The sequence below is a fragment of the Vibrio sp. JC009 genome (assembly GCF_029016485.1).
Taxonomy (GTDB): Bacteria; Pseudomonadota; Gammaproteobacteria; order Enterobacterales; family Vibrionaceae; genus Vibrio.
Genome location: NZ_CP092107.1, coordinates 567,000 through 582,104 on the forward strand (window position 1 = coordinate 567,000; position 15,105 = coordinate 582,104).

Sequence of the window (15,105 nt, forward strand, 5' to 3'; positions counted from 1 at the left end):
AAAGTCCTTTCAGTATTTACTGATGCTGTCTGATAAGTTTCCCATCTGTTAAACGATACTCCACATCGGTCAGTGCATTTCGCAGTGCGACATCATGACTGACCAGAATAACAGGAAGCTTTGTCTGGGTGACAATATCAATAAAGAGTTGATAATTATGGTCATCGAGACCATTAGTCGGCTCATCAAGCAACAGTAATTCCGGCTCCATAACCAGAACTGTTGCCAGTGATACTAACCGTTTCTGACCTCCGGAAAGGTGATAGCTCACTCTGTCCGCAAGATGACCGATGCCTAATTGCTCAAGGGTATCAATTGCCATCTTTTCCGCTTCTCTCTGGCTATGTCCCATATTCACAGGACCAAAGCAGACATCCTCCAGTACGGTCGGGCAAAACAGCTGGTCATCCGGGTCCTGAAAAAGATAACCGATCTTAGGACGGAAAACGGCAAAATCCTCTTCAGATTCACATACCTTACCGAATAGCTTGATCTCACCTTTTGCACCATCAAGAAGACCAAGAATAATCTGTAATAATGTGCTTTTGCCACTGCCGTTACTTCCGGTAATTGCCACTTTATCGCTTTCTGATAGCGAAAAAGACAATGCATCAGCGCACTGCTGACCATTGGGCCGTAAAAACGTCACATCTTTAAGTTCAATTAAGTTCTTCACAAATTAGTCCATAGTCAGGCGATACCCCGGAAGGATATTCGTCAGGTCCGCGACAAAAATTACCGCAACAATCAACAGATAAAACAGAGCAGGTTTGTTGAGGATGTTTACTTCCCGGACACCGCTGGTCACCGGGAAATAGCCCCGGTACCCACGACACTTCATCGCCAGCCAGATACGGTCTGCCCGGTCCAGTGCTTTAACAAACAGCATACCAAACAGATAGCCGTAGCTTTTCCAGTTATGCAGTGTCGGCCCTCCGCCAAATCCTCTCGCCCGCATTGCCACTCTTAAGCGTGACAACTCCTGCTGCATCACACTGATATAGCGAATACTAAACTGTAGCAGCAAAATAAAACGAGTCGGAACTCTGAGAGTAAATAGCGCTTTGGAAAGCTCCAGCTCAGACGTCCCGCTAAACTGGCCCATCATTATCATCGCAGACAGGGTTGCCTTAATAAAAACTTCTGCCGCTTTGAAGAGACCCGGCTCAGAAAGGGACAACGGGCCGAACTGAACAAACTGATCACCCACATAGGAAAATGGCAAAGGAAGGATAGTCAGAATAATCAGGCCATCTATCATCATCAGCCGTTTCAGGCCGGTACCAAGCCCCATCGGACTCTGTTTCCATAAAAAGAGAGCAAGAAGAAAATAGCAGAAACAGGCCAGAAGAGAATCTGATAGTACCACGGCAAAAATCGCGGCAATTGCCACGATTATTCTGCTATGAGCGGGTATTGAGTCTGATCTTCCGGCCCCTTCGCGTCCGGCTAAGATGGCTTCCACTATTTCTTACGATTCCTGACAAACATAAACAGACCAAACAGGCCGAAGATATAACCTATGCCGCCAAGAATATCATGCATTCTGGTTTTAGCCTCATAGCGGTCAATTTTCTCACGCAAAGGACGAACCGCTTTAGAGATAGCCTTTTGCAGCTCCTGTGGAGTTAGTGGTGAACATTTTACGTCACTGTTCACTGACTGCGTCTCTGCTGCTACATTGGTATCTGCTGTATCCGCTACTGGTTCCTGATCCGGAAATTCTGATTTATCCACATCGTAATAAGCAACATGCCCCTGTCCACCATCTGCACGAACAGAGTATGAATTAGCTTCAACGGACTTAAAGACAAACAGTCCCTCTTCGTCTGCTATAGCGGTTCTCAGAATCTCGTCACCTTTTTTTAGCTCAACTTTCGCACCAGAGCCCGGTGGGTTACCGCCACCCACAAAGTAGATTTCGCCCTCAAGATCAAAGCCTTCAACATAAACAGACATGCGTATCTGATGAGCACTAGCAGAGAAACCTGCAGTGATACAAGCCAAAAACAGAGCCAGACTACGCGCTTTTAACCAACTAGATTTGTGCATCTTATATCTCTTCTTCTACTACTTATGAACAGGTCTGCTAGGCACAGACCAGTTCAGGACGAACCTTCTTCAATAAACGGAAAATGTATGCCCCGATAAAGCCTTCCAGTATTGCAATCGGGATATGGGCAACAATCACCAGCGAGGCGCTATTAAGGAAAACATCTCCGGACAGAGTGAGGGATATAGCTACCATCAGACTGGTAAGGAACACAGCACCAAAGCCGGATACAAAGCCAACCAGAATTGGAGACCAGCGCTGCATATAAGGCTTAAGTGCAACGCCAATTATCACCGCCGGAACAGCAATATTAATGGTGTTCACCCCTAAAACCAGCACACCGCCAAAGCCAAAGAAAACCGCCTGGAGGATTAGACCCACCAAAATAATCGGGAACGTACTCCAGCCCAGCAACAGTCCGATTATTCCGTTAAATATCAGGTGAACACTGGAAGGCCCAACAGGAATATGAACCAGAGATGCCACAAAGAAACAGGCCGCCAGTACTGCTGCCTGAGGTATTTTACTGTCTGTTAACTGGCGAAGGCCAAGGTAGCAGCCTACTGCCGTTACTACTGCACCAGTTGCCAATACCGGGACACTTAAAACACCATCGACTATATGCATAACTTACCCATTTGTCTGGTTACTGACCATAGAAATATTTTGCCCTAGTTTAAAGCTTTATCCGCTCTAAAACACGATACTTTATCACAGTGGTCTGATACATTTTTGCCTTTTTAAGGCGAAAAAAATGCCCGGCTGTATAAAATTACGCCGGGCACACTTATGTGTTGTGGCTACTGTTCTCTTTCGGAATCCGGTAGCCTCAGTAGTCTGGTAGAGTTGGCAACAACGCCCAGTGAGTGACCCACATGAACCAGTCCGGCAGTCACCGGAGACAGCCAGCCAATGGCTCCTAGTACCACACCAACAATATTTGAACCGGTAGCGATCCAGAAGTTCTGATTCGCAACCCGGATCGTCTTCTGACTTAGTGAGTAAACGCTGACTAAGCCGGTCAGATCATCTTTAACCAGTGCAATATCCGCAGCTTCTACAGCCACTTCAGATCCGGCAGTGCCAAATGCGACACCGACTTCAGCCTGAGTTAATGCAAGTGCATCATTTATACCATCACCTATCATGATAACCGGACCATACTGACTGGTTTCCGCATCTATCACTCTGCCTTTGTCTTCCGGCATCATAGAAGCGTGATAATCGTCCATACCCAGGCGTTCAGCTATTGCCCGTGCTGTTGGCTCTTCATCACCGGTAACCAGAACAACACGTTTAACACCCAGCTCTCTCAGCTTCCGGATCGTCTCTTTGGTCTCCGGTCTTTCCAGCGCTTCAAAACCAAGCATGCCCTGAAGCACCTTATCTTTATAGACGTACAGAACAGTTAGGCCACGTGCTTTAAATTCATTTGATGTCTGCTCAAGTCCATTGAGAGAATCCATTGAAATACCGTAGTGCTGAGCAAGCTTAGCGTTACCTACCAGTATCTCGCCCTCTTCCAGAAGCGCCCTCATGCCCATACCCAAGTGATAGTCACACTCCTGATGCGGGATCGGGAAGGTACCGTGGAGCTTGGCCTCCTCCATTACTGCCTGTGCAAGCGGGTGATGGTTATGAGTCTCTGCTGATGCAGCGAGCTGAAGCAGTTCTTTTTCAGTAACACCTTTCGCGGTGGCTGTCTCTGCCAGACTCGGGCAAGAGGTGGTCAGCGTACCGGTTTTATCGAAGAATACAGTTTCACACTTACCAACTTCTTCCAGATAACGACCACCTTTGATCAGAATCTGACTCCGGGCAGCGGAGTTCATAGCCGCACTAACAGCAGTTGACGCAGCCAGCACAGTCGCACACGGACAGGCCATGACCAGAAGTACTGTATAAGCACGCATAATACTACCAGTCAGAAGATAGGTAATCAGAGTAGAGCCTACACCTAGTTTTAGTACTTTTTCAGCAAGACGATCTGCCACACCTTCAATTGGTGCTCTGTTTTCCAGTGCGTTTTCAACTTTGCACATCACACGGGCAAGGTAAGTGGTATCTCCGACATGTTCAACACGAACCTGAATAACCCCTTCCTGAACAAAGGTTCCGGCAAATACCTGATCAGATTCCTGTTTGTGTTTCAGCTCCTGATGTCCGGTAATCGGCGCTTCATTGAGCATAGCCTGACCATGAATAATCACACCATCCACAGAAATTTTCTCACCGGTATGCAGAACAACGATATCACCCGGTTGAACCTGAGAAACTTCACGCTCTATCTCAATACCATTTTCCAGCACAAAAGTGTGGTGAGAGGTGATATCCAGAATATCAGAGATATGCTTACGACTGCGTTCGTGAATCCAGGCCGACAGCGTATCTGCACCAGAGTTAATCCAGAGGATTTCCAGCGCCGTCATCGCTTCTCCACCTATCAGTGAAGCGGCAATACCACCAGCAAGGAAGCTGTCCATATTTGGACGTCGCTCTTTTAGCGACTTCAGACCACGCCAGATAATCGGGATACTAAAGCCAAGCGTCATTAAGCCTAGTGGACTAAACAGAGCCTGAGAAACAGTCGCCCCCATTATAGAAGTCCTGATAAATGAACCTGCCGTCAGTGCAGTAATACCGGCAAAGCGTTTAAGCTCAGTCTTAGTTGCAGGAGGCTCATCCGCTTTACAACCACATTCAGACGTTTCACAACACGCACTGGAGGCTGAAACCGGCAGCAGTCGCTGTAGTTTCTCCAGAAGAAGTTGTCTGGATACAGTTTCAGGATCGTAACGCAACAGCAGTGATGAACAGATAGGGTTAATTTTTACCTGAATAACGCCACTGGTGTTCTCGAAATCCGATTGCAGACCGTTTCGGAAAGAGAGGTCTTTTATTGCATCGATTCCCAGTCGTAACCGGCCGGGAATCTCATGTTTAATTACAAAATTGCTCATTTAGGTGTCGCTTTGCTTTAATAATAATCAGTCTTAGTACAAGACCGCTGCCTATATATGGCAGATCTAAGTGATAATAATTACTAATTCACTCCGCTTTTATGATATGGATCACCCTTAACTGATAAAATCCATACTGTTCTAACATGAGCCGCTTTTGTAACTAATGGTTATAGTTTAGTCAGAGTTTTAGCCCAGGTCGTTAAGGTGTCCGGATATGTAATAACACTTGAACCTATGCTGGCAGGAAGCGTATAGATTTCATAATCACGAATTGCAGGAACCTTAGCCAGAGCCGGGTTCTTTTTCAGTCCCTTAGCTAAAGCCTGTTGAAACGGTAGTGAATCTCCGGTCAGAATAATGATATCCGGTTGCGCTTCTACCAGTTTATCCAGTTTTCTGATTGTCAGGTGACCTTTATCAATCTCTTTATCACCTATCAGAATACTACTTACATTTTCCATCCCGATGGCGTCAAGGAATAATGAGTCAGAGTAGAATCCTGGTGCTTCTACACGAAGAAAACCTTTGCCCTTCCCTTTCATAACGACACCGTTAAGAACAACCACTTTTTTTCCTGAAGCTCTGGCTTTGTTCTTGTTAACAAACGCTTCTGCTTTCGCCATTTTCTTCGCGTAAGATGCTTTTAGCTCAGCAGCCTTCTCTTCTTTTTTCAGCACCTTACCCATCTGATCTATTGCGTCTTCTACACCATCAGAGAAATCGATAACATCAACGGTAATATCCAGACCTTCAACCAGTGAAAGCACATTTTCAGGCTTAACCTTTTTCTTCATCAGACAGAACTGAGCACTCTTTTCGACAATCAAATGCTTAACGCCAAATTTTTTGATCGCGTTAGGTATTGTCTCTTTTTTCTTCGTGGTTACGAAGTTTGGACAACCCAGCATTTGAGAGGCATTTTTTAGCTTCGCCGCTTCAGGCCAGGAAGAGGCTCTTATCGACATAGCAACAGGCATCACTCCTAAATGGATAGCGAGATCTGCAGCGCGGTCACCAACGATAATAATGTCCTGTTTTTCCGGAGGCGGAGTAAAAGCGTGGGCTACGGAAACAATGGCAACTAGAGAAATGCCCAAAAAGAATTTTACCAGAGTGGCAAAACGGTTTGATAGATTCACTTTAGTTTTCCTTATTTAATACATGGATAATACGAAAAATCACAAGTGAAAATGATAATAGTTAGCAATTGAGGGGGTATTTGATCAAAGTCACCATTCGAAAACTTGTTCGGCTGATATTTGTTAGTTCTCATCTTTGAGACAGAAAAAGCCCGTCCTTAAACAGAACGGGCCAGTTATTTATTGCTTGTCAGAGCTTACTCTTTTACTTTCCGAACAGAAAGTGACCTCGCCAGTACACCAAGCGTTGTACCATTATGCAGTAAAGCACTGGCAGCAGGGTTTAACCAACCCATAGCAGCCGCAAGCATAATACCGCTGTTAACATACTCTGCTATCCTGATATTGCTGTTGATAATAGACATGGCAGTCTGCGCCAACTGTCTCGCTTCAACCAGACCGTACAACTTATCTTTCAGAAGAACAACATCAGCAACCTGCTGTGCCAACTCTGTACCGACACACATAGCCACGCCTACATCAGCCTGACTTAGTGCAGGAGCGTCGTTCACTCCGTCGCCGACAAACAGAACGTTGTGTCCGCTGTTCTGGAGTTGCTCGATAATGGTCGACTTGCTCTTAGGTGTCGCTTCAGCAAAAACTCTGTCCAGCTTCAGTTCATCACCCAGCTTCTGAGCTTTGTACTGTCTGTCACCAGAGATCATCACCAGGTTCTTAACACCCAGTTCGCGGAGCGTTTCCAGAGTTTCGATAGCATCTTCACGCAGGTGATCTCTCATGCCAATCATACCTATTAGCTCACCTTCGCTGGAGATATAGATCAGATGACGGCCCATCTCCTCATATTCGCGAATCTTCGCATCAAAAGGTTCGAAATCGACATCCTCATGCACTTCCAGGAAGTGACGACTTCCCATCACCAGATGGTTTTCGCCTAAAGTACTTCTAAGCCCGTGTGCAATCACATACTCGACCTCACCATGATCGATATGAGGAAGTTCATTGTTCTTAGCTGCATTTACTATCGCCTGCGACAATGGGTGGCTACTGTGTTCTTCAACCGACGCACTAATTGCAAGCAGAGCCCTGGCACTGTTCTTATCGGACAGTGGTACAACATCTGTTACTTCCATATCGCCATGAGTCAGAGTACCAGTCTTGTCGAATACGCAGGTATCGATCTTGACCAGCTTCTCTATAGCGCTACCACCTTTTAGCAGGATACCGTTCTGAGCAGCCCGGTACATAATCGACTTAAAGGTTACTGGCGTACTCAGTTTAAGTGCACAGGAGTAATCAACAAGGAATACAGACGCAACCCGGTTGATGTCCTGGGTTAACGCAAAGACAGCAGCACCGATGCCAAGGGTAATCTTAACCCGGCGATCCGCCATATCCTGAGTTACCTGCTGAGTTTCACTCTTCTCAGACAGGGAATCGTAGATAAGCTTGGCGATTTTGGCCGTTGTAGCCTCACTACCAACTTTCTCTACCCGGACTTTGATCTGCCCTTCATGTACGGACGTACCGGAATAGACCACGGCATCCAGTTCACGACGAACAGGAACACTTTCACCAGTAAGAGATGCCTGATTGATCAATGCTTCACCCGAAGTGATCTTACCATCGATAGGGATAGCATCACCCGGCATCAGCTCTATGAGGTCGCCCTCTTTCAGTTTAGAGGAGTGGCGCTGCTCTTTGTGACCATCTTCACCTATGTACCAGACAGTGGTCTCGTGTGGTGCCATCAGATCAGCAAGCAGACGATCACTGCTGCGGTTAGTCTGATCTTCCATGTACTCACCGAGACTAATCAGACTCAGGGTCATCATGGCGGTTTTGTAATCTCTGCGCCAGAACGAGAGACCAAGCGCAACAGCATCCAGCGCTTCGATGGAAATCTTGTTCTGCTTAAGAACGTCAAAACCTTCGACTAAACTAGGAGCAATCAGGGTAGCGGTAGTCACTGCACTCAAGTAACTGGGCAGGAAAAAGGTCGATAGCATACCGATCAGGTTCATTGCCACATCACCACGGGTAAACTGATGCTCTATACCATCACTCAGCTCACCTTCAGCCAGTTGCAAAGCAGAAATCCGGCCCTCTACAGTCGCCGCATCCAGCAACTGTTCATCATAATGAACAATCACCGAACAGGCGTACTCGTTAACCCGAATCTCTTTTATTCCCTGAATTGCTATCAGGCTCTTCTTGATCCAGTCACCGATTCCGGGGTACTGTTTTAACTCTTTAATGTTAAAGCGGATTCGCCCCGGAAAATGATTTTTTACTATAACCAAGTCTATTCGCCTTTGTGCAGGTTACGATAGTATTCAAGTTCTGCCTGAGTGTCTTCCAGACGCTCTTTCAGTTCTTCTACCTCACCACGCACAGCAGACCAGGCCTTTTCACCCGTAGCAGCTACACCTTTCTGAAATTTCTTGTTAGTCAGCAGATAAGCAACCGCTGCACCGGCAGCAATACCCATAATAAAATGAGTATTGGAATTCTGACTCTGGTAGTCAGTCGCTTTTTGCTGAAGCTCCTGCTGCTGGTTTACAAAATCCTGGGTAGGAGCATTTAGATATGGATTATAATTCGTCATCTGATTCACTTTCCCTGCGTTGTTCGAGCCAGTAAACACTTGCCGCACCCGCAGCAAGAATTGTCATCATAGACAGCACCGGCTGCCCTGCCATTTTGCCGGCTACATAGGTCGTAGCACCGCCAATTGCACCACCTTTGATAGTGTCTTTAGTGACATTACCAACAAACTCATTTGAGCTGACTTCGCCCGCCTTACGTGTTTTCCACTGACTTGCGATAGAAGCAGCACCACCGATCATGGCACCAACAATCATAGCTCTGCTTGTATGGCTCATTTCGTCCTGCATATTGCTCATATGTCAGACCCTTTGTTCTCTTCCGGATCAACTTCTGCTTCAGGTGCTTCCTCAGCCGCCGGAGCTTTATGGCGCTCTACAGAATCTTTAAAACCTTCTTTGCCTGCCTGATAGGTATCACGGAAGATCTCACCACCTGCTGATACATTCTCTTTAACAGAAGAAGCTGTGCTCATTGCTGTCTCTTTTACTGACGAACCACCGCTTTTCAGCATATCACCGGTACCGGACACTAAACCCATAATACCTTTACGAACGTTTTCATTGCTCAGTACTAACGCTGCTGCTGCACCTACAAGTGCGCCTTTCCAGAATTCTTTATCACTCATACCTAACGATCCTAGTAGTTCTTTAAACATTCCCGCTTCTTCTTCGCCCATAGCACCATCAAGCATTGCCTGAGCCTGCTGTAGCATAGGGTCATTTTCAAACGGATTTCCTTTTTGTCCCATTTCAGACTGAGCTGCGGCCTGTGCATTCATCGCCTGCTGTGCCTGAGCTGCCATCATCGCCTGATACTGTGCCGCCTGCTCCTGCATTGCCTGAGCCTGCGGACTCATAGCCTGTTGCGCCTGAGCCGCCATCATCGCCTGATACTGTGCCGCCTGCTCCTGCATCATCTGAGCCTGCTGAGCTGCCATCGCCTGCATATGAGCCAGATGCTGAGCCATATCATGCTGTGGTGCAGCCATACCCTGCATATAAGGGTTCATCATAGGGTTCACTGGCGGATAACCATAAAACCCCTGAGGAGGTATCTGGCCAGCCATTTCAGGTGGAACACCCTGATATTGTGGATTGTCTTTGTCGCTCATTAATCAGCTCCATTGAGGTTTAAACAGTCTGCAAGCGCGTAGCACGCACGCTCTGCAATATTGTCGTCCGGTGAAAACAGCTCTTCAATTAAAGCCGGACTCACCAGCCCCGGATCATATTCAATAAGAATACTGCCGGTACTACTGTTTAGTTTGTAGTTCCTGAAAGCAGGAATGTCATCGAGTGCTCTTTTGATATCACCGGCATTAAATCGTGCTAAATGCGCAATGATACTCAACTTATATTTGAGCCTGACTCTTCCCGGGATGTGGTGGGCAACTTGTACCCAGGACCTTAGTTTTAAGGCCGTTTCAACATTTTTATTCATAACGAGCTAAGTATAGGCTCAATCAACATTTGTTTTGTGACTATAATGCCATTTATTGATCCAAATCGAGTAAAAAATCTATTATTTTCACCGTTATACGTTGTTTTTACGAGAAAGAATGATAATATCATCAATGATAACAATTATCATTACAGTTACATTTGGGCGAATGAGAATGAATACTTATATACATAAAACAGAGAAACGGTTGCGGGTTCGCTCTGACTTTATAAAAAGTCACCCGGAAGATGTTGAAAAGCTGATCGCCGACCTGAAAGAAATCGACGCTGTAAAATCAATTAAGCACAAAAAGTATGCAGGATCAGTAGCGATTCTGTTTGACCACAATGAACTGGACTGTGAAAGTCTTTTGGAAATTCTGGAAAGTCATAACTGGACAAAAAGCGCTCCAAACAATCTGTTTATAGAAAATGCAGCGGTAAATGGAACTAAGTCACTTGTAAAGGGTGCCGCAACTATCGCATTTTCCCGCCTTATCGTTCCTTCAGTTACTAAACTGATTTGCGTGTAACGCTCACTAACCTCTGATACCAAACTTTTTAATTGCACATTTGCATAGATTCCCGGAGAGAGCGGGACATTTTTTGCAGGGTGGTGATTTCATAGGTACTGAAGCGAGCGACTTCTGTGAATTCGTTTTGGTAGGTATCGAAGGAAAAGAGCGATTGTTTCCATGCCCTCCTCTTCCATTACCGCCAAATGAGCGAACAACAATAGATTGATGACTTTCTCCAAACCAGGATAACAGTGGATTCAGGGGGGCCGCCAACTCTGAAGCAACATCAAGCATAACCTGATTAGATAACTGCTTTAATTCCCCGCGAAATCTGTTCCTTTGGTTGCCACTATCCGCGGACCTGCTTTGAGGTTTCTCCTTTATTAGTGATTTGAGCTCTGTTTTAGCCTTACTTTTCTTTTTATCTGTTTTCTTTTTTAACTTTTTTAAAGCCTTGATTGAACTCACTCATCCACCCAATATTATTGATAATGATTTTCGTTCAATTATCTACACCATCGCTATTGATGTCTAGCTCAATAGAGACTAAACGGCAAAAAAAAGAGCGAGTTTTCACTCGCTCTCTGGCTCTTCTGTTTCTCTGCGTGGGGATAACCTATCCCTTGGTGCTGCGTCATAGGGATCAACCAGACGCTTTTTGTTTGGGTTCTGGGCATACAAGGTAGTGTGCCAGTAGGCAAACCCCATAAAAGCAACACCTGTTACTATATGCGCTTTTTTCTTTTTCAACATACCAGTGAGGAGAACGCCTCCCATTGAAGCAGCCATACCCGCTTTAGCCAGCTCTCTTCTTTTTCTGAGATCTTCCTTCGCCATCTCACGAGCTTTATGTCGCTTTGTCATCCTGCTACTCCACAAACTGTCATATAAATGAGTTTAGAGCTTTTCTTAAAAATAACAACCCGTTGCTTTGATTGAGATCATACCAAACCAATACGAAACAAAAGATAGTAATCATAATCATTACGGATAGCTGCTTAAAATTTGGTACTCTCATAAGGGTTTTAACTATGAACAAGACTGTAACAATGGAACACATTGCTCAGGCAATGAACACCGTAGAAAAAGTCCACCAGATAGACTTCAACGATATGCACAAATTTATGACTGACAACGAACCTGTTGTTGTTGAAGGATTTCAGCAAATCGTTGAGCTGGATAGCATAGATCAAAGATATAGCATTCTTGAAAATATCTTTGCTTCGTCCCCTGATTTTAACGATTCAATGCCTTATATGCTGGAAGTCACTGCACTGGTGAGTTAAACCTCTCCCCCACCAGAGCAAATAACTGATTTAACGACTAGTGGTACACTGTGTCGTCGGTTTCCAGCGCCTTTCTTTGAGCCTCAAGTTCACGTACGCAGTTATCGCAAGGCGGGTACTTACGAGAGAACTCCAGCAACGGAGGCAGTGTTAGCCTTAAAGCGTTTGTTGCTATTAATCTTTGCTCTTCATCTCCATTACTGCAGTTAGCCATATGCATCATGGAACGATGAGGAATAAGCAGACATTGTTGCGCAGCCTCTACCTGACCGTCTTCCATATAGAGAACTGAAAGTGCGTGATAACTTGCAATCCAGGAGCGTAGCGACTTAACGCTTTTAGGATTTTTAGTTAGTTCAGCTTCAAGCGAAAAAATGGTATCCCGGCATATTTGCTCAGGATCCCTCGAATAATCTGCGTGGGTTTGTCGGGTGCCAACTGACGTTATATTGTGAATATTATCCATACAGTATTCCTTTTTGATAATGATAGCAATTATCATTATCAAAAATAGGTTTGTAAAGTTTAAATCCTGATAGTTGGTAGCAAACAGAGGAAAACCTGCCCTATATCAAGTTTCTTTCGCACAATAAAAAACCCGGATGCTAACAACCGGGTTTTTATTGTTAATAAGCTTTACACTTATTCAAACACAGCACTATCCAACATCTGGTAATCCTTGCTATAACGGACTGCACTGTACTTCTCGCCATCATCAAATCTCATTACATAGTAGAGAGGATCTGACAATAACTGGAACGACATAGTACGGTAATCAAAGCCGTCCATTTCCAGCGGAATAAACTGGTAGTCCGGATAGGAGATCAGATAAACCTTGCTGGCTGCTGATATCGCATAACCGTAGAATTTCTTATGCCGGTTCTCTGAAACCTGGATGTAGACAATATCACCCACCTCTTCCGGTACAGGCACTGCTTTCAGGTGAGCCTCATCGTCAGCACGATTCAGGTTAAAGATCTCACCAGCACTGTCTTTGATAAAGTAACCCCAATCGAACGGCTTCATATTGGTTGTTTTACCCCATACCTCAGTGATCGGGAAGTCAATACCCACTTTATCTGCCAGTCCGTTCACTTCCTTAGCCAGTTCAACATTCGGTTCTGCGGTTTCCGCCGCGTAAACCTCAAACCGGTCAGATTTAAGCGAGAACATATTCTCCGGGAATCGAATCGAGCCTTTGTGGCTGATAGGATTAAAGAACGGATAGATGGTTACCTCAGGTTTAGTCAGTCTTGACGCATCGTATTGCAGGCTCATGCGAGCTTTACGGATCTTGTTCTTGTCATAGCTTACACCATCGATATCAACCGGTAGTTTTCCCTGTATATCCAGGTTCTTCCAGTAAACAAATGGCAGTGACTCCTCAAACTGGTCTTTTTCCATTTTGGCACTTGGTGTTCCATAGAAGAAAGTGTGATTGGGACCATTCTCCTGATAGACAAAATCATTAAGCACCGGAGAGTAGAACACATAGTATTTGGTATGACTTACCGCATACTCATTATATAAGCGCGTCCCGGCCAATACTGCAAACAGTACGAAAACAGCTGGAATACTCAGAAGATAAACTTTGCTTTCGATACGACGGGTTTTGACACTCAGAAAACTGTCAATAATAGGTAACACCAGCCAGATAATGGCAACAATACCAAGCAGGTCAACAGGCTGATACTGATCTTTTAACAGCACAAATGTCACTATCGCGCTTAGAAGCATTTTAGAAGATTTGCGTCTCCAGTCGCTTTCGACAATCACTGCCGCGAAACCAAGATAGATAGCGATCGCAGGCAGCTGCCCAAACAACATATCTTTTATTGCGGTATGAATAATGTCTGACGGGTAATAAACACTAAATGCGAGAACTGTAATCGCCGACAGAATACCATTGGCCACCAGTATCATCACAACACCGGCAAAAATATGCTTAACCACAACCTTATTCAGCGATACAGGCAGGTGCGTCAGAATACGCACTTTCTTTCCTGTAGCTTCCGGTACATACTGAAGCCCGGCAACAATAGCCCCCGTTAACACAAAGCAGTAAAGAAGCCAGCTATACGGCTTGTCACCCAGGTGTGCCAACCGGTACCACATCATGGATTCAGGCTCAATATTGGCGTACTGACCGGAAAGGTTAAACCAGAAGTAATAGCCGATAACCAGAGCCGCAGCGCAAAGCGCGTAGGCTGGTTTTCTGAGTTTAAACCACTCTTTTGTATAAATTGCACTAAACATCATCAGTATTTACCTACATATCCCAGAAAACGTTCTTCAAAGCTCATAGGAATCTCTGTCAGCGGAACCGACATTTCCTTCTCCATCTCTTCCTTCTCACTAAAGGTGTAAATAAGTGGTTGCTGACGATGCACTTCTTTACGCTGAATCAAAGGAGAGTCCGGGATTTCAGTCAGTTCATCAGATGTGTAACAACGGAAGGTGTCATTGAACTCTTTCATACTACTCTTAAAGACGTTGGTGCTTCGATCCACGATCGCAATCTGGTCTACTAAAGACTCCAGATCACTCATCACATGAGTAGTAATAAGCACGGTCTTATCCGTACCATTCAGATAGTCATCAAGATAGTCAACGAACAGACGGCGGTAACCCGCATCCAGTCCCATTGAGTAGTCATCCAGAATCAACAAATCGGCATCCTGAGCTAACAAAAGTCCGAGCACTACCTGAGATTTCTGACCGAAAGAAAGAGATGAAAGAGGCTGCTGCATACTGATATCCATCAGGTCAATCAGCTCCTGAAAATACTTCTTCTGCCATTTAGGATAGAAAGAAGAGAAGAACACCTCTACCTGCTCTATGCTCATAGAGTCATAGCTGATAAAACCTTCATAAAGCAGCGCTATTCTCGCTCTGGTTTCCGGAGAAAGGTAGTTCGCCGGTTCACCAAAAATAAGGCACTCGCCTTTCTGCGGCTTTAGGTAGCCCATCAGGAGGTTGATCAATGTCGATTTACCAACCCCGTTTTTACCCAGCAAACCAAATATGGTGCCGGGTTCTATTTCAAGGTCGAGTCCGGCATAGATTTTCTTAGGCCCGTAACTGTGATGCAGATCTGAAATGGATATGACCGCATCCTTTTTCATCCCACTCATGA

Annotated in this window: 18 protein-coding genes; 2 read left to right on the forward strand and 16 right to left on the reverse strand. The window is 45.3% G+C overall.

The genetic code is table 11. From position 1 onward, the window contains the following. Positions 1-16 precede the first annotated feature (16 nt). The 11 genes from L3Q72_RS17470 to L3Q72_RS17520 all read right to left on the reverse strand — a co-directional run bounded on the left by L3Q72_RS17470 (position 17) and on the right by L3Q72_RS17520 (position 10,166). Positions 17-676: an energy-coupling factor ABC transporter ATP-binding protein gene (locus L3Q72_RS17470; protein ID WP_275133445.1), complete on the reverse strand. Its 660-nt coding sequence runs from the start codon at positions 674-676 to the stop codon at positions 17-19. A gap of 3 nt (positions 677-679) precedes the next feature. Then, positions 680-1,465, reverse strand: a complete 786-nt coding sequence (cbiQ, locus tag L3Q72_RS17475; RefSeq protein ID WP_275133446.1) for a cobalt ECF transporter T component CbiQ — start codon at positions 1,463-1,465, stop codon at positions 680-682. Further along, entirely contained in the window at positions 1,465-2,052 is a 588-nt protein-coding gene (locus tag L3Q72_RS17480; RefSeq protein WP_275133447.1) for a hypothetical protein, read from the reverse strand. The genes cbiQ and L3Q72_RS17480 overlap by 1 nt, the downstream gene beginning before the upstream one ends. 37 nt (positions 2,053-2,089) lie before the next feature. Continuing rightward, positions 2,090-2,680 carry a cobalt transporter CbiM gene (gene cbiM, locus L3Q72_RS17485; RefSeq protein ID WP_275133448.1) on the reverse strand — a complete coding sequence of 197 codons (591 nt, stop codon included), beginning with the start codon at positions 2,678-2,680 and terminating at the stop codon, positions 2,090-2,092. Between the two features lie 173 nt (positions 2,681-2,853). Next, positions 2,854-5,013 (reverse strand): cation-translocating P-type ATPase, encoded by a 2,160-nt coding sequence (locus L3Q72_RS17490; RefSeq protein ID WP_275133449.1) that lies wholly within the window; start codon positions 5,011-5,013, stop codon positions 2,854-2,856. Between the two features lie 170 nt (positions 5,014-5,183). After that, entirely contained in the window at positions 5,184-6,155 is a 972-nt protein-coding gene (locus tag L3Q72_RS17495) for an ABC transporter substrate-binding protein (protein WP_275133450.1), read from the reverse strand. A gap of 197 nt (positions 6,156-6,352) precedes the next feature. Beyond that, positions 6,353-8,419, reverse strand: a complete 2,067-nt coding sequence (locus tag L3Q72_RS17500; RefSeq protein WP_275133451.1) for a heavy metal translocating P-type ATPase — start codon at positions 8,417-8,419, stop codon at positions 6,353-6,355. Positions 8,420-8,421: 2 nt separating this feature from the next. Then, complete coding sequence (locus L3Q72_RS17505) at positions 8,422-8,724, reverse strand: YtxH domain-containing protein (protein WP_275133452.1); 303 nt, start codon at positions 8,722-8,724, stop codon at positions 8,422-8,424. Further along, on the reverse strand, positions 8,711-9,022 hold the full coding sequence (locus L3Q72_RS17510) for a hypothetical protein (RefSeq protein WP_275133453.1): 312 nt from the start codon (positions 9,020-9,022) through the stop codon (positions 8,711-8,713). The genes L3Q72_RS17505 and L3Q72_RS17510 overlap by 14 nt, the downstream gene beginning before the upstream one ends. Further along, on the reverse strand, positions 9,019-9,837 hold the full coding sequence (locus L3Q72_RS17515) for a YtxH domain-containing protein (protein WP_275133454.1): 819 nt from the start codon (positions 9,835-9,837) through the stop codon (positions 9,019-9,021). The genes L3Q72_RS17510 and L3Q72_RS17515 overlap by 4 nt, the downstream gene beginning before the upstream one ends. Then, positions 9,837-10,166: an HMA2 domain-containing protein gene (locus L3Q72_RS17520; RefSeq protein ID WP_275133455.1), complete on the reverse strand. Its 330-nt coding sequence runs from the start codon at positions 10,164-10,166 to the stop codon at positions 9,837-9,839. The genes L3Q72_RS17515 and L3Q72_RS17520 overlap by 1 nt, the downstream gene beginning before the upstream one ends. A gap of 175 nt (positions 10,167-10,341) precedes the next feature. Here L3Q72_RS17520 and L3Q72_RS17525 point away from each other — a divergent pair, with 175 nt between their 5' ends. Continuing rightward, complete coding sequence (locus tag L3Q72_RS17525) at positions 10,342-10,698, forward strand: HMA2 domain-containing protein (RefSeq protein WP_275133456.1); 357 nt, start codon at positions 10,342-10,344, stop codon at positions 10,696-10,698. Positions 10,699-10,704: 6 nt separating this feature from the next. Here the strand turns inward: L3Q72_RS17525 and L3Q72_RS17530 are convergent, their stop codons facing one another. After that, on the reverse strand, positions 10,705-11,151 hold the full coding sequence (locus tag L3Q72_RS17530; protein ID WP_275133457.1) for a hypothetical protein: 447 nt from the start codon (positions 11,149-11,151) through the stop codon (positions 10,705-10,707). A gap of 105 nt (positions 11,152-11,256) precedes the next feature. Further along, entirely contained in the window at positions 11,257-11,547 is a 291-nt protein-coding gene (locus L3Q72_RS17535; RefSeq protein ID WP_275133458.1) for a hypothetical protein, read from the reverse strand. A 167-nt stretch (positions 11,548-11,714) separates the two neighbouring features. Between L3Q72_RS17535 and L3Q72_RS17540 the strand changes: the two genes are divergently transcribed. After that, positions 11,715-11,969: a hypothetical protein gene (locus L3Q72_RS17540; protein WP_275133459.1), complete on the forward strand. Its 255-nt coding sequence runs from the start codon at positions 11,715-11,717 to the stop codon at positions 11,967-11,969. A gap of 37 nt (positions 11,970-12,006) precedes the next feature. Here L3Q72_RS17540 and L3Q72_RS17545 read toward each other — a convergent pair whose 3' ends face one another. The 3 genes from L3Q72_RS17545 to L3Q72_RS17555 all read right to left on the reverse strand — a co-directional run bounded on the left by L3Q72_RS17545 (position 12,007) and on the right by L3Q72_RS17555 (position 15,103). Further along, the gene (locus L3Q72_RS17545) at positions 12,007-12,435 is read right to left on the reverse strand and encodes a hypothetical protein (RefSeq protein ID WP_275133460.1); all 429 of its coding nucleotides are present in this window, start codon (positions 12,433-12,435) and stop codon (positions 12,007-12,009) included. Between the two features lie 176 nt (positions 12,436-12,611). Beyond that, the gene (locus L3Q72_RS17550; protein WP_275133461.1) at positions 12,612-14,228 is read right to left on the reverse strand and encodes a DUF4857 domain-containing protein; all 1,617 of its coding nucleotides are present in this window, start codon (positions 14,226-14,228) and stop codon (positions 12,612-12,614) included. Continuing rightward, positions 14,228-15,103 carry an ABC transporter ATP-binding protein gene (locus L3Q72_RS17555; protein ID WP_275133462.1) on the reverse strand — a complete coding sequence of 292 codons (876 nt, stop codon included), beginning with the start codon at positions 15,101-15,103 and terminating at the stop codon, positions 14,228-14,230. Before L3Q72_RS17555 ends, L3Q72_RS17550 begins: the two co-directional genes overlap by 1 nt. Positions 15,104-15,105 lie beyond the last annotated feature (2 nt).